Origin of the sequence: Culicoidibacter larvae (genome assembly GCF_005771635.1) — a bacterium.
GTDB lineage: Bacteria > Bacillota_I > Bacilli_A > Culicoidibacterales > Culicoidibacteraceae > Culicoidibacter > Culicoidibacter larvae.
Genome location: NZ_VBWP01000006.1, coordinates 64,864 through 89,445 on the forward strand (window position 1 = coordinate 64,864; position 24,582 = coordinate 89,445).

17 protein-coding genes are annotated in these 24,582 nt (G+C 40.1%); 5 read left to right on the forward strand and 12 right to left on the reverse strand.

Annotated elements, in window-relative coordinates:
* Positions 1 to 3: 3 nt before the first annotated feature.
* The gene (locus FEZ08_RS07830; protein WP_138191172.1) at positions 4 to 252 is read right to left on the reverse strand and encodes a hypothetical protein; all 249 of its coding nucleotides are present in this window, start codon (positions 250 to 252) and stop codon (positions 4 to 6) included.
* A 253-nt stretch (positions 253 to 505) separates the two neighbouring features.
* Here FEZ08_RS07830 and FEZ08_RS07835 point away from each other — a divergent pair, with 253 nt between their 5' ends.
* Together FEZ08_RS07835 and FEZ08_RS07840 are read left to right on the forward strand one after the other, a co-directional pair.
* Positions 506 to 943 (forward strand): NfeD family protein, encoded by a 438-nt coding sequence (locus FEZ08_RS07835; RefSeq protein ID WP_138191173.1) that lies wholly within the window; start codon positions 506 to 508, stop codon positions 941 to 943.
* A 15-nt stretch (positions 944 to 958) separates the two neighbouring features.
* Positions 959 to 1,915, forward strand: a complete 957-nt coding sequence (locus FEZ08_RS07840) for an SPFH domain-containing protein (protein ID WP_138191174.1) — start codon at positions 959 to 961, stop codon at positions 1,913 to 1,915.
* Positions 1,916 to 1,960: 45 nt separating this feature from the next.
* Here the strand turns inward: FEZ08_RS07840 and FEZ08_RS07845 are convergent, their stop codons facing one another.
* Positions 1,961 to 3,613 (reverse strand): SulP family inorganic anion transporter, encoded by a 1,653-nt coding sequence (locus FEZ08_RS07845; protein WP_138191175.1) that lies wholly within the window; start codon positions 3,611 to 3,613, stop codon positions 1,961 to 1,963.
* 232 nt (positions 3,614 to 3,845) lie between these two features.
* Between FEZ08_RS07845 and FEZ08_RS07850 the strand changes: the two genes are divergently transcribed.
* Positions 3,846 to 5,750: an ABC-F family ATP-binding cassette domain-containing protein gene (locus FEZ08_RS07850; RefSeq protein ID WP_138191176.1), complete on the forward strand. Its 1,905-nt coding sequence runs from the start codon at positions 3,846 to 3,848 to the stop codon at positions 5,748 to 5,750.
* 28 nt (positions 5,751 to 5,778) lie between these two features.
* On the opposite strand, the gene FEZ08_RS07855 is transcribed toward FEZ08_RS07850, so the two are convergent.
* The 8 genes from FEZ08_RS07855 to parE all read right to left on the reverse strand — a co-directional run bounded on the left by FEZ08_RS07855 (position 5,779) and on the right by parE (position 15,657).
* Positions 5,779 to 6,015 carry a hypothetical protein gene (locus tag FEZ08_RS07855; RefSeq protein WP_138191177.1) on the reverse strand — a complete coding sequence of 79 codons (237 nt, stop codon included), beginning with the start codon at positions 6,013 to 6,015 and terminating at the stop codon, positions 5,779 to 5,781.
* A 100-nt stretch (positions 6,016 to 6,115) separates the two neighbouring features.
* Positions 6,116 to 7,189 (reverse strand): NAD(P)H-dependent flavin oxidoreductase, encoded by a 1,074-nt coding sequence (locus tag FEZ08_RS07860; RefSeq protein WP_138191178.1) that lies wholly within the window; start codon positions 7,187 to 7,189, stop codon positions 6,116 to 6,118.
* Between the two features lie 27 nt (positions 7,190 to 7,216).
* Complete coding sequence (locus FEZ08_RS07865; RefSeq protein WP_138191179.1) at positions 7,217 to 7,609, reverse strand: hypothetical protein; 393 nt, start codon at positions 7,607 to 7,609, stop codon at positions 7,217 to 7,219.
* Between the two features lie 119 nt (positions 7,610 to 7,728).
* Positions 7,729 to 9,144 carry a LapB repeat-containing protein gene (locus FEZ08_RS07870; RefSeq protein WP_138191180.1) on the reverse strand — a complete coding sequence of 472 codons (1,416 nt, stop codon included), beginning with the start codon at positions 9,142 to 9,144 and terminating at the stop codon, positions 7,729 to 7,731.
* Positions 9,145 to 9,269: 125 nt separating this feature from the next.
* A complete protein-coding gene (locus FEZ08_RS07875) occupies positions 9,270 to 10,439 on the reverse strand; it encodes a chloride channel protein (protein ID WP_138191181.1) in 1,170 nt (389 codons plus the stop codon).
* A gap of 18 nt (positions 10,440 to 10,457) precedes the next feature.
* A complete protein-coding gene (gene parC, locus FEZ08_RS07880; protein ID WP_138191182.1) occupies positions 10,458 to 13,112 on the reverse strand; it encodes a DNA topoisomerase IV subunit A in 2,655 nt (884 codons plus the stop codon).
* A 23-nt stretch (positions 13,113 to 13,135) separates the two neighbouring features.
* Positions 13,136 to 13,627, reverse strand: coding sequence for a hypothetical protein (locus tag FEZ08_RS07885; RefSeq protein WP_138191183.1), 492 nt, complete (start codon positions 13,625 to 13,627; stop codon positions 13,136 to 13,138).
* 95 nt (positions 13,628 to 13,722) lie between these two features.
* Positions 13,723 to 15,657 carry a DNA topoisomerase IV subunit B gene (parE, locus tag FEZ08_RS07890; RefSeq protein WP_138191184.1) on the reverse strand — a complete coding sequence of 645 codons (1,935 nt, stop codon included), beginning with the start codon at positions 15,655 to 15,657 and terminating at the stop codon, positions 13,723 to 13,725.
* A 218-nt stretch (positions 15,658 to 15,875) separates the two neighbouring features.
* On the opposite strand from parE, the gene FEZ08_RS07895 reads away from it, so the two are divergent.
* Together FEZ08_RS07895 and FEZ08_RS07900 are read left to right on the forward strand one after the other, a co-directional pair.
* On the forward strand, positions 15,876 to 17,246 hold the full coding sequence (locus FEZ08_RS07895; protein WP_138191185.1) for an aldehyde dehydrogenase: 1,371 nt from the start codon (positions 15,876 to 15,878) through the stop codon (positions 17,244 to 17,246).
* Positions 17,247 to 17,259: 13 nt separating this feature from the next.
* Positions 17,260 to 17,772: a DUF4865 family protein gene (locus FEZ08_RS07900; RefSeq protein WP_138191186.1), complete on the forward strand. Its 513-nt coding sequence runs from the start codon at positions 17,260 to 17,262 to the stop codon at positions 17,770 to 17,772.
* Between the two features lie 49 nt (positions 17,773 to 17,821).
* Here FEZ08_RS07900 and FEZ08_RS12565 read toward each other — a convergent pair whose 3' ends face one another.
* Complete coding sequence (locus tag FEZ08_RS12565; protein ID WP_194949997.1) at positions 17,822 to 18,376, reverse strand: transglycosylase family protein; 555 nt, start codon at positions 18,374 to 18,376, stop codon at positions 17,822 to 17,824.
* 183 nt (positions 18,377 to 18,559) lie between these two features.
* Positions 18,560 to 24,478, reverse strand: coding sequence for a SpaA isopeptide-forming pilin-related protein (locus FEZ08_RS07910; protein WP_171014995.1), 5,919 nt, complete (start codon positions 24,476 to 24,478; stop codon positions 18,560 to 18,562).
* Positions 24,479 to 24,582 lie beyond the last annotated feature (104 nt).

The window sequence follows — 24,582 nt, forward strand, 5'->3', positions numbered from 1 at the left end:
TGCTTACACTAAAGATTCTAAAACAACTTTACCCATTGTCGGCATAATCATGCTAACTTTGTTGATTTTATAGCTTACACCATCAACAACCATTGTTTCACCTACAGGGACTTTATTAAAAATATCTTTATCTACTGGCAGTTCAGTTCCGTCACCTAAGGTAACTACTCCACCAACTTGATTTTTTAATGGGCGTCCTGCATATCCTGGACCTGCGTCCTTAGGAACTACTATTAACATAAGTGTTGTCATACGTTCATACCTCCTTGTAATAACTTCGTACTCATTATAACATAATAATATCAGCTTTCACAGTGTTTTCACTTTTTCATTTCGGGAAAAATTTTGAACGCTCGTCAAGCTCGACTTGACGAGCGTTCTTAGTTTCACAAATAAAGCAATATTCTGTATATTTTCTACACAAATTACCTAGAATCTACATTGCTTTCTCCATATATAAGGTGTATAATTATCCTTAAATAAGTCGTAAAGGAGGATACTTATTATGAGCTTACTTTTTGTTTGGATAGCAATTATTATCCTTGCAGTTCTCATAGACTTATTGACTAGCAATTTCCTATTTGTTTTCTTTGCCGGCGGCGCTATTGTTGCTTTAATTGCCGAGGCATTAAACTTAGGATGGGCTGTTGAAATCATTGCCTTTATTCTAGTGTCGATTATCTTATTGGTGATCTTTTATCCAATGATTCATAAGAAGACACGTGAACAACGGGCTTTGGCACAAACACCAGAGCAGTCATACATCGGTAAACGGTTTATTTTAAATAAAAACCTGACTGATACATTACAACATAAAATTGATGGTATTTATTGGCAAATCAAAAATGGTGAATCAACAATTATTGCTGCTGGCACTGAGGTTGAGATTACCGCTGTTGAAGGTAACAAATTTATTATCAAAATTTATCACAAAGAAGCTTAGGAGGCTTAATCAATTATGAATGGACTTATAGCATTAATTGTAGTTGTCATCATCTTTGCAATTCTTTTCATTGCCCTCTTCTCGTCAATCAAAATCGTATCGACAAGTAACGTTATGATTTTAGAACGTTTTGGTCAATTTAGAAAAGTACTGCAACCTGGATGGCATTTCATTATTCCTTTTGCAGAACGTGTTGTTCGTCGTATTTCGACCAAACAACAGATTTTGGATATTCCGCCACAAACAGTAATCACTAAAGATAACGTTAATATTTCAGTTGATAATGTTATCTTCTACCGTGTTATTAATGCACAAGATGCTGTTTACAACATTGAGGAATATCAAGCTGGTATTGTTTATTCAACAATTACCAACATGCGTAATATTATTGGTAACTTAGTACTTGATGATGTTTTATCTGGTCGTGACCGGATTAACAGTGAATTGCTTCAAGTTATTGATGAAATTACTGATGCTTACGGAATTAAAATTCTTTCAGTTGAGATTAAAAATATTAACCCGCCAATGGAAATTCAGCAAGCAATGGAAAAACAAATGCGTGCTGAGCGTGATAAACGGGCAGTTATCCTTCAAGCTGAAGGGGACAAACAAAGTCAGATTGCTCGTGCCGAAGGTGAAAAACAAGCAGCTATTCTACAAGCGGAAGCAACTAAACAAGCAAACATCCGTATGGCTGAGGGTATGCGTGAATCGCAAATCCTGGAAGCCGAAGGGAAAGCGTTGGCAATCCGCCAAATCGCTGATGCTGATGCCGCAGCAATTGAACTTGTCAATACTGCGATTCTTACTTCCGGAACAAACGAAGTTGTTATCGCTTTAAAACAAGTTGAAGCTTTAAAAGAAATGGCCTTGAATCCTGCTAACAAGTTAATCTTGCCAAACGAAACTTTATCATCACTGGGCAGCATTGCCGCTATTGGTGATATTCTGAAAAACGGATTGGATAAATAATTTAAAAAACGAAGCCCCCTATAAAGGCTTCGTTTTTTCTTTCTTCTATTTTGCAATAAGCTTAAGCGCTTCATCAATAGTCGCTACAATGTGACCGTCAGTTTCAATATAATTCAGTTCGTTTTCATTGAAATCATCAACCAAATCTCCTAGCGTTTTCACAAAGTAATATTGAATGTGGTGTTCATCCAACCAGGTTAACACATTACCCAGTGTTTCAGCTGCCGAAACATCAACACCGGTCATTGCGCTAGCATCAAAAATAAAGGTTTTGGTATCATCTTTTACCGCCTTTTTAATATGATCGGCAAATTCTTCACTGTTAGCAAAATATAATGCACTGGCGTATCGATAAATAATTACCCCTGGAATTTCTTTTGCTTCCGGATGACGACGTAAGCTATAATATCGATCTTTACCAGTGATTTGACCAAGAACATCGCCGCTTGGAGATAATACTTTAATAATCATCATAATGAATGATAATAAAACCCCGACACCGACACCGAAAAGCACACCAACAATCAAGACACCAACCATTGACAACAGCCAGATAGCTGCTTGATCTTTGGCGTATTTCGCTAAACTCAGGAAATATTTCACATCAATAACTCCTACCAGCGCAGCAAAAATAATTGCTGACAAAACCGGTTGTGGCATGTAATACAGGAAACCGCTTAAGAATAATAAGACAATAGCAATCACTGCCGCCGCTACAATTGATACTAATTGAGTTTTCCCTTTAAATTGTACGTTAGCAGCCGTCCGTGAGACACTGGCACTTACTGAAGAAACTCCGGAAATTGCCGCTGCAAAGTTTGACATCCCAAAAGCAAAGAGCTCGCGATTATCATCAACTTCGTATTTATTTTGCAAAGCAAAACTTTCACTGGTTAATAATGAATCGGCAAAACATGCAATGGTAATAACCAGCCCACCGCCGATTGCACCAACCCAGTTATCAAAATGCAAAAAGTCAGGAATTGCAAATTGTGGGAAACCACTTGGAATTGACCCAACAATAACAATATTATATTGATCCAATTGGAATACCCCGGTAATGATTGTCGCGATAACCAAAACAATCAATGACATCGGAATCTTAGGAAACTTTTTCTTAAAGAATAAGATAACTATTGCAGAAACAATTGCCATTGAAAAGCCTATCCAATTTGATTGTAAAAACTGACCAACAATAATCGCTAAGTTACCAAAGAAATCCGTACCATCAGCATTCAAACCCATCATCTTAGGAATCTGACCAACTAAAATCGATAAACTGATACCTGAGATAAAACCACTCATAACCGGCTTAGACACATAGGAAACAAACTTCCCTACTTTAAGCACGGCAAACAGGATAAAGAATATCCCGGTAAAGAACGCCAGCATCGGCACAAATGCCAACGCTTCCGCTGAACCGGCCGCTATCCCCAAAGCAACTAAAATTGAACCGGTAATCGCGCTGGCAGTCGCATCAATACCAAAAATCATCTGTGGTGAACTGGCAAAGATTGCATACCCTAAAATCGGCAAAAATGAAGCATACAAACCGTAAATCGGTGGCAATCCGGCAACTTGCGCATACCCCATCGCCACCGGAATCGTTAATGCAGCCACGACAATACCAGAAATAATATCATTTTTTAAATAAGCTTTCTTATAATTTTTCAACGATAACAAAACGTAATTAAACATATCCTCACTCCTCTTTCCCAAGCAATGGATTACTTCACATATTATTGTATCACATTATTCACCAGTTTCTGCATTTAATACTGATATTTCAAAACTCCCGTAACTGAATGCCAATTTTCTTGACATTCAGCATATAAGTGTCAACTAATCTAGCTATTAATCAATAAAGTAGGCATTTAAAAACCATGTATTTTGTGCTATTATTAAGGCATTAAGTAAAGGAGCATGCAACATGATTGTACTCTCAACAAGCAAACTGACAAAAGCAATAGGGACCGATGTCATCATTGAAGACATCCAATTGGAACTCCAGGACGGCGAACGCATCGCCTTGGTTGGTGCCAACGGCGCCGGAAAATCAACACTGCTGCGAATATTAGCCGGCTTGGAAAGTTATACCAGCGGTACTATATCACAAGCCAAAAACACCACTTTAGGCTATTTAGCCCAAGAAGAAGGTTTGGTGCTGACCAATACTATCTGGCAGGAAGCCTATAGTGTTTTTGAGCAACTGCGCGTTATTGAAGCACAATTGCACCAGATTGCTTTACAAATGAGTGACGAAGCCGTTTACAGTGATGCTGATAAACTCGACAAAGTTGCTCATCAATATGAACGCCTGCGTGAAGAATTTGAACAAAAAGGCGGTTATCAATATGAAGCTAAAATTCGCTCAATCTTACACGGGTTTGGTTTTTTTGAAGCTGATTACGATAAATTAATTGATACCCTCAGTGGTGGTCAGAAAACACGTTTGGCATTAGCGAAGCTATTGCTTGCTGAACCGGATATTCTGTTGCTTGATGAACCTACCAACCACTTGGATATTGCTACATTGGACTGGCTGGAAAATTATTTACGTGGCTATCGCGGGGCAATCTTGATTGTTTCCCATGACCGCTACTTTCTCGATCGCCTGGCACAATATGTCTATGAAATTGAAAACCATAAAATCAATCGTTTTGTCGGCAACTATACCGCCTATACTATTGAAAAAGAAGCACGCTTTGAGCAGCAAGTCAAAGAATATCAAAAACAACAAACTGATATTAAAAAGCTGGAAGAATTTATTGCTCGCAACTTAGTTCGAGCCTCAACAACTAAACGTGCCCAAAGCCGTCGTAAAAAACTGGAAAAAATGGATCGCCTTGATCGACCGTCAATTTTGAAAACAATGCGCCGCATTGAATTTGATGTTGAAAAGCAAAGCGGAAAAGATGTACTCGGGTTTAACAACATTAAAGTCGGTGTTGATGGCACTACCCTCTTCTCGGTTGATGAATTTCAAGTTCATTGCGGTGATAGTATCGCCTTTATCGGCCGTAACGGGATTGGTAAATCAACCTTCCTTAAAACCATCGTTGGCATTCTGCCGCTGATTAGCGGTGAAATAAAATATGGTGCTAATGTTGAACTTGGTTACTATGACCAGGAACATCAGCAAATGGTTGCCAACAAAACCGTCTTAAACGAACTTTGGGATGCGCATCCGCTTATGGATGAAAAAGATATCCGTGGTACTCTGGGTCTTTTCCTCTTCCATGGTGAAGATTGTTTCAAGAAAGTGAAAAGCTTATCTGGTGGTGAAAAAAGTCGCTTGGCACTAGCAAAACTATTGCTGCAAAAAGCAAACACCTTAATACTTGATGAACCTACCAACCATTTGGACTTAAACAGCAAATCAACCTTGGAGGATGCCTTAATCGACTACGAAGGCACTCAGCTTTTTGTATCCCATGACCGCTACTTCATTAACCGCGTTGCCACCCAAATCGTTGAAATTACCGAAGATGGCTGGCAAATCTATATCGGTGACTATGATTACTATTTGGAGAAACAGGCACAACAGCAAGAAGCTGTTGTGGAAGTTCCTGCTCAAAAAGAAAAAGCGGTTGAAGTTGTCGCTGCCGCGCCAACCCCACCGCCGACAAAAAAGAAAGTATCCATCTACACCCTTACAAAAATAGAAACTGAAATTCATGATACTGAACAAGAAATTGAGGAAGTAAAAGCCGCACAGTTGCTGCCGGAGAATTACCACGATGCCCGCAACAGTGCCGCCTTGCTCGAACAATTAGATGATTTAGAAATCAAGCTTGATAAGCTTATGACTGAGTGGAGCGAATTACAGGAATAAAAAAAGCAACCTTTCAAGGTTGCTTTTTTTATTTTGAAACATGTCCTGAACCAAATTGGTCCATGATTGCTTTCACCTCAGCTTTATGCTCTTCTTTAAGCAGTGCCAAGATTTTTGGCGAAATTGCTTCTAGAAACTCTGCGCTGAAGGTACCGTCATTTTGAGCGGCAAAACAGTCTTCCAACAAAATTTTTGCTTTTTCCTCATTGCCCGGTGCTACAAAGCCCATAATAAAATTAAAGAATTGTTCTTGTCCTGGATTCATTTCGAAATCCCTCCTTTTATACCCCTAGATAGTACCACTTTTTATGCAATGATTCAAGAAAAAAATGCGATTTGCGGGTTGCCGCAAATCGCATCATTATTTATTCACCCATTAACTCATTAATAAGTTCATCAACATGATAAAGTTTATCAACGCGGTAACCATTGGCACCGGTAAAGAACAGGCCGGTTTCGTACTTGCCGGCTTGGGCATCAGCCAAACTATCGGCGATACAGAAACCAACTTGGCGGGCTCCCTTAGCTTTATCACATGGTTGTACACAGTTACTGATGCATTGAATCTTTGGATTCGGCTGTAAATCAGTTGTCAGTGGTGTACGTACTGCCCGACCAGGATAGCCTACTGGTGATTTGACATAAATAATGTCATCGTTGGTGGCATTCAACAATACATCTTTAAAGCCTTGGCTAGCATCACTTTCATAAGTTGCTGCAAATCGGGTTCCTAATTGAACCGCATCAGCACCAAGTGCCATCAATCGTTTTATATCATCATTGTCCCAAACACCGCCGGCAACAATAATCGGGAAATCGCCCCATTTATCACGCTCTTCAACAATTGGCGGTAAAATTGCTTCCAGTTGATGTTCTGGTAATTCCAACTCTTCCATTTTTGCACCTTGATGACCACCGCTCAATGGACCCTCAACGATAACCGCACCAGGCAGGCGCCCGGCACGTTGCCAGCGACTACAGATAATTTTGAGGGCGCGGTCGCTGGAAACGATTGGCACAATCTCTACTTGCGGATGGTCGGCAACAAGGGTTGCCAGGTTTAACGGCAATCCGGCGCCGGTCACAATGATGTTGGCACCGGCAGCGATAGCATCGCCGACAACGCGGTCGTAATCATTGATAGCGCGCAAGATATTGCAAGCAAGCGGTTTATCACCGCAAATTTTACGGGCATTTTTAAATATCTCTTTCAATGCCTCAGCATTGTATAAGTTCTCAGTATCAAAGGGACGTCCCTTTACTAACTTCTTTGCAAAACGGCCTTCTTGATAATAGCCGGTTCCTACTGAGCTAATGGTGCCTAAACCGCCATTAGCCGAAACATTTCCTGCTAAACTATCCCAACTGATGCCAAGACCCATTCCGCCTTGTACAATTGGCTTCTCAATTTCATACTGTCCGATGCGAATTCCCTTCATCGAAAAACACTCCTATTCAAATTTAAATTAACGCGAATAGAAATGATGCGGCGGCCCGCGAACGATGTCGCCTTCCTTAGCATAGCGATCCTTTTTAGTGAGTTCCCAAACAATGAAAAGTACTTGATCGATATTGACGAAAACCACAAGCGTATCATCGTCGCCGCGAGGACGAACGCTAATACGCGAAAGCAGTTTTTGCAATGTCTGACTATTTAAAAAACGCCGCTTGGATTCATTGAGTTTTCCGCTGACAATTGTTGTCTGCTGAATAAAGAAAAGCTGTAAATGGACAAACTGCGCCAAAACATATTCATACTTCCCGATAATTGCTTTGTTTTCCAAAACCGCTTTTTTCTGTTTACCATAAAATGAGCACAGCTTTTTAATAAGCTCATACGATTGTATTGAATTAAACACCTGCTGCACCTCACTCCGATAGAATTATTTTTATTATACACTAATTACTTTGAAATGCAAACCTTTTGTTAATAAAAAAATATTCCGGTGTCTCTTCGGATTGGAGACACCGGAATAGCTTATTTTCTTCTCATATATAAAAGTCCGGCTGCGGCAGTAATAATCAGTAGTCCAACTAATACTGGCGCGGCAAATTCTTGGCCGGTAACCGGTAAGTCAGGATTGTTGTTATTACTTGTAGTATCGTTATTATTGTCAGTTGGTGGATTTATTGGTGTATTATCGGTAACAATAACGACCACTTGTACTGGATCAGCTTGTACGCCCAAAGTATTTTGCGCATTTAGGGTAACTATATAGCGACCAGGAACATTCAGGTTCACTGCAGTTGCAAAATCCGAGGTTATTGGTGAACCATCATTAGTTGTTGCATGGACATCACTGAGAAACTCGGCTTCGCTCTTAGCAGCATCAACTGAATAAGTGATTTCCGGATCGGCAGTAATTGCTAAACTGTGGTCAACATTAAAGATTTGCAGATAGGTACCACCGGTTAATGAATAGAAGCTGAATCCCGGAGGTTCGGCATATTGACCAGCTGACCAAGTATAGCGGGCATTGTATTCAAAGGTATCAATGCCATCAAATTCCTCACGAGTCACGCCGGTTACAGTAATACCGCTGCTATCTATTGATAAGCGACTTGATGGCAGTTGCACACCATTGAAATCAAAATAAGTGTTGCTGGCTGAATTTGAAGTTGTAAATGGTGATTGCTCGCCATCAAAATTTGTCAGCCGATCAGGCATCATTGAGAACGGAAAGAAAATAGTCCCTGCTGCTTCATCATATTGCAGTTCGGTTGCTGTAAGTTCTACCGGCGCATTATAGCGCCCAGTATTTTGACCGTAAGCAGCCAAACTAATTAATTTAGGAAACTGATTAATCACCGTAAAATCACTAATACCACAAGTTTGACAACGCAATGTGTCTAAATTAGGCAGTTCTGCCAATGCTGCAATACTGGTGATTTTCATATTACTTTCAAATGATGCGTACCGTAGATTCGGTAATTGATTAAATTTAGTAAATTCATCACTTGAAATTGGTGTATATAAACTTAAGCTAGTTAGACTTGTCATCCCATTCATATCTGGTAAAGTTTCCAAATTATTTCCGCTTAGCGTTAAAGTATTCAGTTTCGGCAGTAAAGTAATCGGTGTGATATCACTTGCCGTCAAACCACCTGTAATATAAATACTTTCTAAGTTAATTGCATATTCAATGCCGGTAAAGTCGGCAATCGTTAAATTGTTTGATGCTATTACCTGCAAATACTTAATTGTTTCCATTTGCGTATCAGTAATATCAGCATCATCTGCTTGCCCCACTGCCCGGTTTAAAGCTGCTTTTAATCCTGCATCGGGAATAATTACTACGGTATCAGTTCCTGCTGCTACCGGATTTTGGATAGCTACAAAGCCACCAACAAATAAAACGATTGCTAAAAGCATCGCTGTTAATTTTTTACTCATTTTGTACCCCCACAATACTCAATTTTTCAAAATTTATTTCGAACGTACTATATTTTACCACAATCAAGTACCTTTTATCAAGAAAAACCTGTACGCACCGAGGTGCGCACAGGTTTCAACTTTCCCTAAATAGATAAATCAGTATAAATATGACGTTTGCCGGTAATAAGTACCGCAAGGCCGCAAACAATTGCGTAAAACAACAGCCCCTGCCAGCCAAATAGTTCAAAACCAAGCACGATGCCTGTCAATGGCGCCCGGGCAGCTCCGGAAAATAAACCGACGTAGCCAATTGATGCACCGAGCAATGGCGATAAACCAAAGAAAACCGCTATTGCTGATCCCAGTGACGCTCCCATTGCAAAAAGCGGCGTCACCTCGCCACCGTAAAAACCGCCGCCAATTGAAAGTCCGGTAGTAACAATCTTGGCAATGCCATCAAACAAAGAGGTCTGCCCAATAAAGGCATCACTGATTAAATCCAGACCGAGCCCTTGGTAGCGCACAGTTTGTAACAACAACGCAACCAACGCTACTACACTGCCGGCAACAGCAATGCGGATATATGGATTTTGGAACAGTTGCTTGTAACCACGCTTGCAGGCACGTACTAGTAGGATAAATAGTCGGGCACCAACTCCAACGGCTACGCCAATAAGCATGATTTTAAAGATAGTTGCCAAAGAAAAGTCATCAGCAATTAACGGTTGGAAATGTGCATGAGTAATACCCAGTAATTGAGTAACCCATACACCAAGAAATGCGGCAATCACGCTATACACCGCTGACTGCCACTTATATTCGCGCCAGCCGATAAACTCAAAGCCAAAGACAATACCGGTTAATGGTGTGCCAAATATAATTGAAAAACCGGCACTCACACCGCTTAATAGCAAAATCCGGCGCGACTCCTCATCGAGCCCGAGTTTCCCGGCAATTCCGGAAAACAATGAACCGCCAACTTGTAAGCCAATCCCTTCGCGCCCAACTGAGGCACCGAAAAAATGGCTGACAATTGTTGCCAGCGGCGCTAGCACTGACATGCGCATCGGCACTTGATCATGCGCCCGGTAACTGCTGAGCAACAACAAGTTACCAAGGCCGGCGTTACGACCGAACTGGTTGTAAAGTGCCAGCAGAGCGACGCCGGCGAGCGGTAAGCCGAGCAGCAATAAGGGATAGGTGAAAAAGATATTTTCGGCAATTGTCAGCAGTGACAAAAAGGCACTTAAAATAAGTGCCGTAATGCCGGTTGCAATAAGTGTAGTTGCGAGTCGCTTGCCAACTTTTATCATATCCTAACCTACCTTTTGCTATTCGAAATCATCGTCCAGGAAGTCATCAATAGTAAATACTTTCGGGTCCTCCTCTTCAGCCTGTTCTGGTTCTGGTTCCGGTTGTTTTGTTACTGATGAAGCTTTGGGTGAAATCGGTGCCGGTTCGGTCACCGGTTTCGCCTCGGGGTTTGGTTCCTTGGTCAATGACTGCTGCAATGACTCTAAGATGCTGTCAACATCATCAAGCAATGCTTTTGTCGGTTTTGGTTTATCAGTGTTTTTTTCAATGATCCGGGTGGCTGCTTCAAGATAGACCGCATCAATGTCGCCATCGTGGATGCTCATGCCACCGGTTTCAAGTCCTTGTTTTTTCACTTCGCGGCAAGCAAAGGTTGCCACTTGTTCTTCTTGGTTAAAGAGCACCATATTACTTTCATTGTCATAAATAAATGCCGAGATAATTTCATATGGGTTTTGTTTTACCCGGTTCAGACACATATAGCCTTTTTTATACCGTCCGGTGTATTCCAGTTCGTCAACTGCCAAACGTTTAGCGGTTGCCCGCCCGGTGACTAAAATAAATTGGTCACCGCTGTTGGTTGCAACTGCCGTCGCTACTTGGTCATCAGCACCAAGTTTCATAGCTTTTACACCGGCAGCTTTTACTTTTACAACCGGTACTTCAGCTTGGCTAAAGACAATCATGTAGCCGGCTTTTGACATTAAGACAAATTGTGATTGTTCAGTACCCATTAATACCGTGGTTACTTCATCATCGCCTTTTAGGGTCATGGCAGCAGTTGCCCGTGAATAGCGTTGTAAAGCAAAATCACTGAGCAAGCTTGATTTTATCATTCCGTTTTTAGATACGGTGGTGACAATTTGCTGGTCACTTAATTCATCAGCTGCAAAGACGGCAATAATTTTTTCATTCGTGTTATATTGAATCAAGTTATTAATGTGCTGACCGATATCTTTCCAACGGATTTCCGGCAAAATATGCACCGGAATATAGAGATAGTTCCCGCCGCTGGTAAATGCCAGTAACACTTGTTGGTTCTCCATTTGGAATTGACCAATCAAGTGATCGCCGGCTTTTAAGCCATAATCTTCTTGATTGCTGGCTGCAAATGAACGCTGAGTAGTAAACTTAACATAGCCTTCACGTGTCATTGTAACGATACCCTCGCGTTTACTAATCAATGCCTCTGTAGAAAGTTTAATCTCTGTAACCTCATGCTCAATACGTGATAAACGCGGTGCCGGAAACGAATCTTTGGTTTCCTTTAACTCACGAACCACTTCTTTACGCAATTCTGCCTCATCTTCCAATAAAGATTTTAAGAAAAGAATTTTTTCATCTAATTCTTTATGTTCAGCTTCCAAAGAAACAATATCAGTATTAGTTAAACGATATAATTGCAACTGTACAATTGCTTCCGCTTGGCGATTGGTAAACTCGTATTTAGCAATCAAGTTTTCAATCGCATCTTTGCGGTCTTTTGAAGCACGGATAGTTGCAATAACTTCATCTAAAATAGAAATTGCCTTAATTAAACCTTCAACAATGTGCTGGCGGTCTTTAGCAATCCGTAAATCATAGTTTGAGCGGCGAGTCACCACATCAATTTGATGATTAATATAGGCATCAAGCAAAGGAATCAGACCCATTGTCTCAGGGCGACCATGAGCAATGGCTACCATATTGTAGTTGTATGCTTTTTGTAAGTCGGTATTTTTATAAAGATAATTCAGGATTAATTCGTGATCGGCATCCTTCTTTAAATCAAGGGCAATTCGCAGTCCTTGGCGGTCTGATTCATCACGAACTTCAATAAAACCATCTAACGTTTTAGCGGCGCAGATTTCATCAATACGACGCACTAAATTGGCCTTATTTACTTCATAAGGAATTTCGGTAACAATAATTTGTTTTTTGGTTCCGGGAATGACTTCCAGTTTTGAACGGATAATCACGCGGCCGCGGCCGGTACGAAATGCTTGCTCAATACCTTCTATACCTTGAACAATAGCACCAGTCGGAAAGTCCGGACCTTGTACAAATTCCATCAGTTTTTCAAGTTTTGCTGATGGATGTTTTAAACGATAAATCGTCGCATCAATAATCTCATGCAAGTTATGCGGCGGAATATCAGTCGCATACCCCGCTGAAATTCCGGTTGAACCATTGACAAGCAAATTGGGATATCGTGCCGGCAATACCGTCGGTTCATTGATTGAATCATCAAAGTTAGGCACAAAATCAACGGTTTGCTTCTCAATATCACGTAAGAGTTCCCCGGAAATCTTCGATAAACGCGCTTCGGTATACCGCATCGCTGCCGCGCCATCGCCATCAACCGAACCGTTATTCCCGTGCATCTCAACTAAGAGCTGACGCATCTTCCAATCCTGACTTAAACGCACCATCGCTTCATATACTGAAGAATCCCCATGCGGGTGATAGTTCCCGATGACATTCCCAACCGTCTTCGCCGACTTACGAAATGCCTTTTCACTGGTGTTCCCTTCTTTATACATGGCATACAAAATACGCCGTTGCACCGGCTTCAAACCATCTCGTGCATCCGGTAACGCCCGATCCTGGATTATATATTTTGAGTAGCGCCCAAAACGCTCACCCATAATCGATTCAAGCGTCTCGCGCAATATTTTAGTTTCTGTACTCATCTTTATTAACCACCTATTTTAAGTTAGTTTACTTGCTCTTCAATAATAGTTGTCCCGCTGGCTTGGGCAATTAGCTGACACATAAGCTGAACATCATTAAATTCATCCCAAGGTACATCATAATCAAAAGTCTGGCTACTGCTTATATCGGTAATTCTTAACACCAACATCCGTAACATCCTACCACTTCTATGATATTGAACATATTGTTGCTTCCAAACTGGCTGCACACGATACTGTTCAAAATTGTAGTGCTTATTCTCTTTATCACCAATAATTAATTCTGTATCCGATACTGAGAAATAATTTAACTTGCTGCGATTAAATAGCCATAACAGCACAAATCCTGAAACTATCCAGAAAATAGCTATTAAGCCAATCAAAAGTATCCAACTGTTTTCCTTAAACACTAGTGACCATAGCGCAAAACCAATAATACCACCGGGCAGAATACCATAATTAGCAACTAGCCTTACTGTATTCCAAATTGAAGTGTTACGTTTAAAAGTTTGCATAGAAAATCCTCCATTATATATAAATCCCCACTGCAAATTTTTGGTAATGAGCGGCGCCTTAGGTGCCGTTCATTACCCGGCTTTCTCCATAAAAATTAATTAATCTCAAAGTTATCATCAATAGTAAAATCAACATTGTTTTCGATCCAGTCGCGACGCGGTTCAACCTTGTCGCCCATCAAGATACTAACATTTTTATCAGCATCAGTGGCATCATCAATACCTACTTGGATAAGCACTCGCGTTTCTGGATTCATGGTTGTATCCCAAAGCTGATCAGCATTCATCTCACCAAGACCTTTATAGCGCTGAATCGTATAACCGCGACCGATTTTTTCAATCGCACCACTTAAATCTTCATCAGTCCATGCATATTCAATAACTTCCTTTTTACCAATACCTTTGCTTACCTTATATAAAGGCGGTAAAGCCAAATATACTTTTTCAGCCTCTACTAGTTCTCGCATATAGCGGAAGAAAAAGGTCAGCAATAATGTTTGAATATGGGCACCATCAGTATCGGCATCGGTCATAATGATAATCTTGTCGTAATTACAATTAGCAAGATTAAAGTCCGCACCAAGTCCGGCACCAATAGTATGGATAATTGTATTAATTTCTTCATTCTTCATCGCATCAGCAAGCTTTGCCCGCTCGGTGTTAACCACCTTCCCGCGCAACGGCAGAATTGCCTGAAACTTCCGGTCGCGCCCTTGTTTGGCACTCCCGCCGGCTGAATCCCCTTCGACCAAGAACAACTCATTCTTGGTTTTATCTTTCGATTGCGCCGGTGTCAGCTTCCCGGAAAGCAGCGCATCCTTCTTCCCTTTTTGCTTCCCTAAACGAATGTCCTCGCGCGCTTTACGCGCTGCCTCACGGGCCATTTGCGCTTTCTGTGCCTTCTTAACAATCGAAGTTGCCAACTCCTTATTCTCTTCAAGCACAAACATCAACTTCTCATTGATAACCGCATCAACGGCACCACGTGCCTGCGGCGTACCAAGCTTCGACTTAGTTTGACTCTCAAATTGCAATAATTCCTCAGGAATCCGAACCGATACAATACCAATAATCCCCTCGCGGACATCGGCACCTTCTAAGTTTTTATCCTTCTCTTTAATCAAAGCATACTTGCGGGCGTAATCATTCACTACTTTAGTAATCGCACTCTTCGCTCCGGTTTCATGCGTTCCGCCATCACGAGTCCGCACGTTGTTAACAAACGATAAAAAGGTTTCGTTATAGCCGTCGCTGAAGGCACAGGCGAAATCAACTTCAATTGTTGATGATTCCCCGGTCATCGTATAAATTGAGCCAATAATACCTTTATCTTGTTTTAAGAAGTCAACAAAAGACTCCAATCCATTTTCATATTGGAAAATTTCTTCCTTATCCTGACGCTCATCAATAATGATCATTTTCAATCCTGAGATTAAAAATGCCGACTCCCGCAAACGTTCTGCAATCAGCTGAAAGTTAAAATCAGTGGTTGAGAACATTGACGCATCCGGTTTAAAACGGGTGATTGTTCCGGTATCGCTTTTCGCACACTTACCACGTGTTTCAAGCGGTACTGCAGTATGTCCGCCATTTTCAAATCGGATATATGAAATGACACCATCACGGCGAATTTCTACTTCCATATATTCAGATAAAGCATTAACAACTGATGAACCAACACCATGCAAACCACCACTGGTTTTATAGCCGCCTTGACCGAACTTACCACCGGCGTGCAACACGGTAAAAATAACCTCCGGTGTTGACTTCCCGGTTTCGTGCATTCCGGTCGGCACACCGCGCCCATGGTCAATAACGGTAATACTATTATCCTTATGAATAATTACTTTTATCTCCGTACCAAAACCTGCTAATGCCTCATCAATAGAGTTATCAACAATTTCATACACCAGGTGATGCAATCCGCGACTGTCAGTTGAACCAATATACATCCCCGGCCGTTTACGGACCGCTTCAAGACCTTCTAACACCTGAATACTAGAAGCATCATAGTTTTCCACTTTTGCCATTACTTAAACCCTCTCTAAAAACACACGCAAAAGCGTGCTGTATACTTTCATTATTATATCATATTTCTGCCGGGCTTGTCAGCCAAATATTCGACAGCAGAAGATTGACAAAAGCGCAGTGAGTCCGGCTAAATCACTGCGCTTTTGTTTTCTTTTTTCACTCAGATGCTATATAATAGAAGTAGAATGATTGATGATTCGAAAGGAGTCTAAAAACTATGATTCACGTACCTACACTAGTACAAAATCAACGCGATTTTTTTAACACCCACATTACTAAAAACCTCAATTACCGACTTGATGCTTTAGAGAACTTGCATTCGAGCATCCAAGCGCATGAGGAAGAAATACTATTAGCGCTTGAGCAGGACCTCGGTAAGGGTCGGGTTGAGGCATATACTACTGAGGTTGGGTTTGTGCTGAACTCAATTTCTTATGCCATTAAACATCTTGAAACTTGGGCGAAGCCAGAACGCGTGCGGACGCCAATTTATCAAATGGGCAGCACAGCAACGGTATATTATGAGCCTTATGGCACGACATTGATAATCGGTGCTTACAATTATCCATTTCAGTTGATAATGGAACCGTTGCTGGGAGCAATGGCTGCCGGTAACACTGCTATTATCAAGCCTTCGGAACTCACTCCGGCAACAGCACAAATTATTGAAACTATTATTAACGAAACTTTTGTGTCTTCATATATTAGTGTTATTCAGGGCGATGCTGCTGTTGTTCACGGTTTACTCAAACAAAACTTTGATTTCTTCTTCTTTACCGGCAGCAAGCGCGTTGGTCAACTTGTGGCTCATGCCGCAATTGAACAAATGGCACCATATGTTTTAGAGCTTGGCGGAAAATCACCGGTTATTGTCTGCCGCGATGCTGATATTCAAAAAGCTGCCAAACGGATTGCCTGGGGTAAATTCCTTGCCGCCGGTCAAACTTGTATTGCGCCTGATTACATTTATGTAGATGAGACAATAAAAACCCAATTTGTAAAAGCGCTCTATGCGGCAATTCAAAAAATGTATACGATTGATCCAATTGATAATCCCGACTATGCGCGGATTATCAATGACAAACATTTCACCCGCATCATGAATCTAGTTGATCCTGACAAAGTTATCCTTGGTGGTTACTACGATCGGGAAAAACGTTATATCGGACCAACGATTATGGACCATATTACTTGGGATGATCCGGTTATGCAGGAAGAAATTTTTGGACCATTATTACCAATCCTAACTTTCCGCGAACCAAGCGAAGTCATCCGCGTGCTTCAAGATAAAGATGCGCCGCTGGCAACATATGTGTTTACTGAAAGTGAAGCTGTTGCTGATCGCTTCATGCATGGTTTACAATTTGGCGGTGGTTGTGTCAATGATGTGTTAGCACAAGTCAGCAACGCCCAATTGCCATTCGGCGGTATAAAAGCTTCTGGTAGCGGCCGTTATCATGGCTTCTATAGCTTTGAAACTTTCTCACATCAAAAATCAATTGTTGATGCCAGCAAAAAAATTGAGTTCGATATCCAGTATCCACCATATCGCAACAAACTTGGGTTTATCCGCAAAATATTGAAATAGAGGTGGCAATAATATGATTACTATGCAATATAAAATCAAATTACCAAATGATTATGATATGGATATCATCCGCAAACGGGTGCAACTCAACGGTATGAAAACCGATGGGTTTCAGGACTTGATTTTCAAAGCTTATCTCATATCTGAAAACGAACATAATAAACAATATGCTCCGCTTTATCTTTGGGAAAACCAAGAAGGGATGAATAAGTTTATCTTCGATGGCTATTTTGATAATATCCTTAATTCATTTTACTGGACTACTATTAATATTGCCGTTCCAATTACAGTTGATATTACTAATAACTTAGCAAATGCCAAATATGTTTTAGAAGTTGAACATCCTATCGTCCCAACTACATCAATGAAAAAACCAAATTTTACTTATCCGAACGAAAATTGTTTTGGAAAAATACTTACATATAATCCCGATAAGTGGCAGTATAGCGAGTTCTACTTCTATCAGGAACTTCCGCCACAAACAATACAAGGTAGTGTGTATGAAATCTTACATATCTCTGAATAGTAAAAACGCAACTCCTGAGGAGTTGCGTTTTTTATTTTCTTATTCAGTTTTATAATAAGCCTAACTTGGCACTGCATGCCGGCCATTGGCCCCATCCAGAATTTTGTTGCAACCAAGTCGCTGCTTTTATTTGATCTTCTTTAGATGCTAAGTGCGGGTATGCGTCATAAACGCCAACTCGCGGTGCCACTGATTGCCATGTTGCTAAAGAGAATTGAACTCCGCCGTAGTAACCATTACCAGTATTTGTCGCCCAGTTGCCGCCTGATTCACAAGCTGCAAGCGCATCCCAAACTGCAGTATCACCAACATCAACATTTACAACCGTAGCTGTAGCTGCCAATTTTGCGGTTTCCTGTGTCTCTACACTACTGTAAGCCTGGGTTGGCATCGGTTGCTCGACAAAAGCAACTTCTTCAGTCTTTGGTTCGGTAGCTGCTTTTACCTCAGCTGCCATTACCGGAGTGTCATCTTTAACATATCCTTCTGTATATGCGAATACTTGAAGTTGTCGGTTGTTAAAAATGAAAACACTGATTAGAATCGCTGCGAATATTCCTATTCTCAGTCCATTCAACACGTTCTTCTTTAGATTTATTTTCATAAATTTTAAGACCTACCTTTTCAATGTCTGAAGCTATTATACTACTTTCTAAATAAAAATGCAAAACTTGGCTGAAAAGCAAACCCCGGCCGCGAAAGCAAGACCAGTTAAATGGGGGTCTGATCCTGCTTTCGCGGCCGGGGTTTTGGTGAACAATCGGCGCTTTATGCGCCGGTTGTTCGCTTATGCTCTTTTACGCTTAGCAAGAATACCAACTGATACTACTAAAAGTCCTGCACCAATTACGAAATAGAGATCGTTTGATTGTCCGGTTACCGGCAATTCTGGTGTTGGGGTTTTAGTATTAACTACGTGAACAAGAATTTCTTCTTGGCAGTTGAATGGAACTTCAAATACGTGTGTATCATTTTCATATTGATAGTCCGCCGGAGCACTTAATTGAACAAATTGATATTTTCCTGGCAATAATGCTGTTGCAAGGTGTTCGCCGTTGACATCAGTGATGATTCCGTCTTTAACCGTTACAATTTGGGCATTACCCGGAGTTGCTAAAGGTTGAATTAATCCAGTTTGATTGTCTAATACTTGTTCAAGTCTGAATGTTCCGCCTTCAAGCAATGATGGCGCTGCAGTGTTGTCATCAGTTAAGAGTAAGCGTACATCACCTAAAATCAGGCTATTAGTTACTTTAACAGTTACTTTACCACCATTAACAGTGATTAATACCGGATATTCTGCTTCATTAAGTTCATATCCTTCCGGTGCTTTAGTTTCAACAACTTTATAGCTGCCTGGTGCATAATTATTTGTTGATGTTACTAATCCATTTGCATCAGTAATAAGTCCATCTTCTAATGTGTTACCATCTAAGTCAGTAATTTTAAATTCGGCATCTGCCAATGGATTATCATCTTCATCTACTTTTAAAATTTCAATTGGATATGGTGTTGCCGTATTGGTTACACGCACTACTACTGTACCACCATTTACAGTAACGGTTACAGTATGTTCAGTAGTATTTAACTCATATCCTGCCGGTGCTGCTGTTTCAACAACTTTGTAGCTGCCTGGTGCATAGGTATTGGCAGAAGTCACTTTTCCATCTGCTCCGCTAATAAGGCTGCTTTCCAGTTCTGTCCCATCATTAGCCAAGATTTTGAATTCGGCATCTGCAAGCGGATTACCGCTCTCATCTACTTTAGTAATCTCAATTGCATATGGTGTCGCTGTGTTAGTAACATTTACACTTGCTTTGCCGCCATTAACAACAACTGAAATTGCATGTTCTGCTGTATTTAAATCATAACCAGCCGGCGCCTTGGTTTCGACAACTTTATAGTCACCCGGCACATATGTTTTTGTTGATGATACTTTACCATCTGCTTTAGTCACTAATCCAGTTTCTAATTCAGTACCATCGTTAGCTAAGATTTTGAATTCTGCCCCTGCAAGTGGTTTGCCGCTTTCGTCTGTTTTAACAATTTCAATCGTGTATGGTGTTGGCGTATTAGTGATGCTTACACTTGCGGTGCCACCGTTTACAGCTACATTTACTGCATGTTCAGCAGTATTTAGGACATACCCAGCTGGCGCTTTTGTTTCAACAACTTTATAGCTGCCTGGTGCATATTTATTGGCAGAAGTCACTTTTCCATCTGCTCCACTGATAAGTCCGCTTTCCAATTCTGTCCCGTCATTGGCTAGGATTTTGAATTCTGCCCCCGCTAATGGACTGCCGCTTTCATCTACTTTAACAATTTCAATTGCATATGGCGTCGGTGTATTAGTTACCGTTACACTTGCCGTGCCACCATTTACGGTTACGCTTACTGCATGTTCAGCAGTATTTAAGTCGTAGCCTGCCGGTGCTACAGTTTCAATAACTTTGTAGCTACCCGGTGCATATGTGTTAGCTGAAGTCACTTTTCCGTTCGCCGCGGTAACTAATCCGGTTTCCAGTTCAGTACCATCACTAGCTAAGATTTTAAATTCCGCTCCCGCTAATGGACTGCCGCTTAAATCCGTTTTAGTGATTTCAATTGCATATGGCGTTGGGGTATTGGTGACAGTTACACTTGCCGTACCACCATTGACAGTTATATTTACTGCATGTTCAGCAGTATTTAAGTCATAGCCTGCCGGTGCTTTTGTTTCAACAACTTTGTAGTTACCTGGTGCATATGTTTTTGTTGAAGTTACTTTGCCATTAGCCTTAGTAACTAAACCAGTTTCTAATTCTGTGCCATCATTAGCTAAGATTTTAAATTCCGCTCCCGCTAATGGATTGTTACTAAGATCGGTTTTAGTAATTTCAATTGCGTATGGTGTTGCTGTATTCACTACAGCAACCACTTTTTCCTCAGTCGTCTTACCAACAACTTCTACTTTATAAACATCATTAGATACTTCATATCCTGCGGGTGCGGTTTTTTCTTTAAGTCCGTATTTACCTGGTGCCAAATCTTCTAAACGAATTTGACCATTTGCATCAGTCGTAAATACAGTTTTGCCGTCAACGGTAAGTGCAGAACCAGTAATATTACCAGCTGCATCTAATAAGTAGATTTCAAAGGTTGCTCCTGCTAATTTGATAGCATTATCAACTGAAGACGTTTTATTAAGAACAATCGGTGAAGTCTGCATTTTATTTACATAGACATAAACATTTTTTGTCGGTGCCGTTTCAATTTCCATAACTGAAATTGATTCGCCGGCATTCGTTAAGCTATCTGGCGCCTCATAACCATTTGGTACCGATGTTTCTTTAATAATATATTGTCCGGTTAAAACGTCATTCCAAACAATCGCTCCATTTGTGTCGGTCGTACCAACTAACGCTTGGTTAGTGTTGGCATCCAGCGCCGGAGTTCCATCGCTATTAAACAGACTAAATTCAGCTCCCGAAACCGGATTACCATACTGATCAACTTTTGATACTTTCATGACCGTATTGTAACCTTCACCTTCACTACCACCGCTATCAGGATCAAATGTTGCAGTTTGTTCAATGTCTATTACTGCATCTGCTTGGAATCCATCTTGCAAATCTCCAGTATAGGTGCTTGTGCTATTTAATGGTACCCCATTTATTGTTTGCAAGCTTGAAGATAAGGTAATCTGAGTTTTTTCTTTAGAAGTAACAGTAGTATCAACCTGTACATTAATCCGCTGATTAGTGAGCGTCGCATAATCACCAATTAATTTTATTTCGGCTTCTTTATTTGTGAAAGTTACTGTATAGTCAACGCCTTCAATAAGAACACGAGCTGGTCTGCCTCTGTAATCAAGCTCATTTAGAGTAACTTTGCTAATTTTGGTATTGTTAGCAGTATCGCTTAAATCCATTTTAACTTTAGCATCTTGTAAAGGATAGTTGTTCAAACTATTAATAGTATATAAAAAATTGCGAACATTTTGCGGACTCGCTGGAGTTATTACCTTGTCCACAGTCAATGGTTTAGTGAATCCAGGATTATTGTTTGTTACAGTTGATGCTCCATGTGTAAAGTTTCCATTTCTGTAGTTTACAACTTCTTTACCTTCATCATCAATATAATTTATTCTAGGAAGGGCTGCATAAGTAACATAGTCTGCCGAATAATTACCCAATACAACATAATTAACTTTAGCCGGTAATTCAACAATGATAGATTTACCACCAAATTCAGTATTAAAGTTTTCAAAAGTAAGTACATTTGGATAGGCCGTCCAAGTAATCATTTGTGGACTTGTAGAGTTTATCACTGACGATGGCCGATAAGCAATTTCTGTTATTTGACCATTACTTATATTTAAAGAACCATCACTATTAATATCGCTTGCAGTCATGACTTTGCTTGCTTCATAGATTTTCATATTGGAAAAGTCATATTTATAGCTTGAACTTTGGAATCCGTTGTTTGGAAATGAATAATTTAATTCGTATTTTGTAATATCATCAGAACGTGAAATATTAATTTGCATATATGTTTTTACTTCACCGGGAATAAATGCCCCGCTGCTGTCTCTAGTTTGAGCAATAAGTGCAGCATTCGCTACTAAACGGGTATTTTTATTCACCGTTGCTGTTACTGAATCCTCGCCGCCATCACCGGGGAACTCAATGGAAACAGTATTTTCAACAAGCATTCCTGTAGTTCTTTCAGCATCACTTTGTTGTGATTTATAGACAATATTAATACTACCATCTTTAATTTCATCTAAAAAGACAAGATCAAAACCATGGTCGTTATTTTTGTAAGTAATTGTGTAATCAGTACCTTCTATTAGCGTCCTATCAGTCCCGCCGGTTCCGGCAAATGGTTTGTAGCTAACCGCAAATGTTGCTTTCAAAATACTTCCGCCATTCGCTGATAATTGGTCAGAAATCTTAGTTCCCGCCGGAATGCCATCAGCTAATGCTTGTTGCTTATTAATATCAATATTCCAAGTATAAATACCATTATAAAGATCGTCTAGGGATGCTACATTTCCAGTTTTTTCAATAATAACATTATTAATCCGTGTTGATGATGTAAAAAATGTTAATCGTTGATCCCAATCGTCTACTGATTTTACTGTCTCAGCAACCTTATTAGTATAATTCGTAAATTCTTTAGTGGCAACATTATCCACTTTAGTTGTTATTCGGAAAATATAATAATTAGTATTATTAGCCGGTCCGATATATTCAAGTCCATTATTGGCATTCAGTTTCCAATCGCTTGAACCATCACCGATGTTAGTCACCGTTCTTTGGTTACCGTTAGAAAAAGTGACTACATTTTTACTTACCGAATCAACTGTTATCGCGCTTAATGTACCTTTGGGAATAAAACTCATGGTATCATTTAAAACTTGGTTGGTTGGAATAGTGAATTGATTTATATTATATTGTATTTCCCATGTGATTTCAGTTGTAGTTCCATTAATGATTTTATATGACGGACTATATTTAAATATATTGTTAGTGAAACCTACTGTAACATAACTTGTAACTGATTGTTTGTCTACCGTATAATCAGGATTGGTGATTTTTTTATATGCTTGTCTGTTATAGTATGTTTTGTAATCAAATGCTGAATTTACTTCATATGCATAGTCATAAGTGATTTCGTAGTAATATGCAGCAGAAACATCTGTGAACTGAATAGTCTCCGTTTTAGTATTATTATCAAACGCTAATGTATAATCAGTTCCCTGAGCCAGCGTTGTTGCAGCTCCGATAGGATTCCCGTTCAAATCAACATTATATCTTTTAATGACAATATTCTCGGCGCTCTTTACATAATCATAATCCGGATAGCCTGAAAGTGCCTCGATACTAATCTGACCGGCACCATTACGTTTAGTTGAGGTTGTAGCAATCCATTTAATTGGCTTATCTTTTGAAGCAGTATTGCCATAACTATATCCACCAAATTCTGTTCTAAGCGTACTATTTTTCATTACAGTCGGATCGAAATTCACAGCATACTTTCCAACCTCAGTATTGCTATTTACGTCAGTAAAAATAAAGTTAGTCAATCGCTCTTGCAAGATATATTCAGCTGAAGTGTAGAAGAACTTATATTCGCCTTTAGAAACAGCTTTTAGAAACTCGATATCTAAATAAGTTTTACCATCGGTGCCCTTATATAATTTGAATTTTACATTGCCATCAGTTGTTGTCTCAGTAACATCTTCTTTTATATTCAATTCACTAGGAAAAGCTATTGTATGCTTTTCACCAGCACTTACCGCGTTATTAACGTTGAAAAGGAATTCTGAATAAGCACTGTATTTGCTGCTATCAATAACAATTGGCGCAGCATTTGATTGCACTGCAATTTTATCATTTTCGTCATTCTTATTAATAAATACAAATGACATATCTAGTGAAATTGCTTGGGTTAAGTTAGTGCTCATCGGTGTGATGACTGGGCTAACAAGCTTTTTTGCCCCTTCATTAGTTTTTGTTTCTGCAGGTTCAACATTATCAACTGTTTCTGCAGTATTTTCAGCACTCGTCACTTCATCTGACTGAGTCGCATTTTCATTTGATGTTGTATTTACACTATCTTGAGGTGTCACCGCCATTACTGTAAGCGGAGCGCCAAAAATTTGGGCACTCAAAATAACCCCTAAGGCTAGTAAGTACAGTTTCTTTGTGATATTTTTCATATTTATTTCCCCTATCATAATAATATTTCATATCACTTAAATATTATGTTTTACGCAGATTTAATTCAATGAGGATTCAGTGGAGAATGTGTTGGTCGTTCATA

Bases quoted from the DNA above. Each gene is read 5' to 3' on its own strand.
- parE (WP_138191184.1), bottom strand. From the start codon at position 15,657: ATGGCAAAAGTGGAAAACTATGATGCTTCTAGTATTCAGGTGTTAGAA.
- FEZ08_RS07910 (WP_171014995.1), bottom strand. From the start codon at position 24,478: ATGAAAAATATCACAAAGAAACTGTACTTACTAGCCTTAGGGGTTATT.
- FEZ08_RS12565 (WP_194949997.1), bottom strand. From the start codon at position 18,376: ATGAAAATAAATCTAAAGAAGAACGTGTTGAATGGACTGAGAATAGGA.
- FEZ08_RS07895 (WP_138191185.1), top strand. From the start codon at position 15,876: ATGATTCACGTACCTACACTAGTACAAAATCAACGCGATTTTTTTAAC.
- FEZ08_RS07875 (WP_138191181.1), bottom strand. From the start codon at position 10,439: ATGATAAAAGTTGGCAAGCGACTCGCAACTACACTTATTGCAACCGGC.
- FEZ08_RS07840 (WP_138191174.1), top strand. From the start codon at position 959: ATGAATGGACTTATAGCATTAATTGTAGTTGTCATCATCTTTGCAATT.
- FEZ08_RS07870 (WP_138191180.1), bottom strand. From the start codon at position 9,144: ATGAGTAAAAAATTAACAGCGATGCTTTTAGCAATCGTTTTATTTGTT.
- parC (WP_138191182.1), bottom strand. From the start codon at position 13,112: ATGAGTACAGAAACTAAAATATTGCGCGAGACGCTTGAATCGATTATG.
- FEZ08_RS07835 (WP_138191173.1), top strand. From the start codon at position 506: ATGAGCTTACTTTTTGTTTGGATAGCAATTATTATCCTTGCAGTTCTC.
- FEZ08_RS07860 (WP_138191178.1), bottom strand. From the start codon at position 7,189: ATGAAGGGAATTCGCATCGGACAGTATGAAATTGAGAAGCCAATTGTA.
- FEZ08_RS07900 (WP_138191186.1), top strand. From the start codon at position 17,260: ATGATTACTATGCAATATAAAATCAAATTACCAAATGATTATGATATG.
- FEZ08_RS07845 (WP_138191175.1), bottom strand. From the start codon at position 3,613: ATGTTTAATTACGTTTTGTTATCGTTGAAAAATTATAAGAAAGCTTAT.
- FEZ08_RS07850 (WP_138191176.1), top strand. From the start codon at position 3,846: ATGATTGTACTCTCAACAAGCAAACTGACAAAAGCAATAGGGACCGAT.
- FEZ08_RS07885 (WP_138191183.1), bottom strand. From the start codon at position 13,627: ATGCAAACTTTTAAACGTAACACTTCAATTTGGAATACAGTAAGGCTA.
- FEZ08_RS07855 (WP_138191177.1), bottom strand. From the start codon at position 6,015: ATGAATCCAGGACAAGAACAATTCTTTAATTTTATTATGGGCTTTGTA.
- FEZ08_RS07830 (WP_138191172.1), bottom strand. From the start codon at position 252: ATGACAACACTTATGTTAATAGTAGTTCCTAAGGACGCAGGTCCAGGA.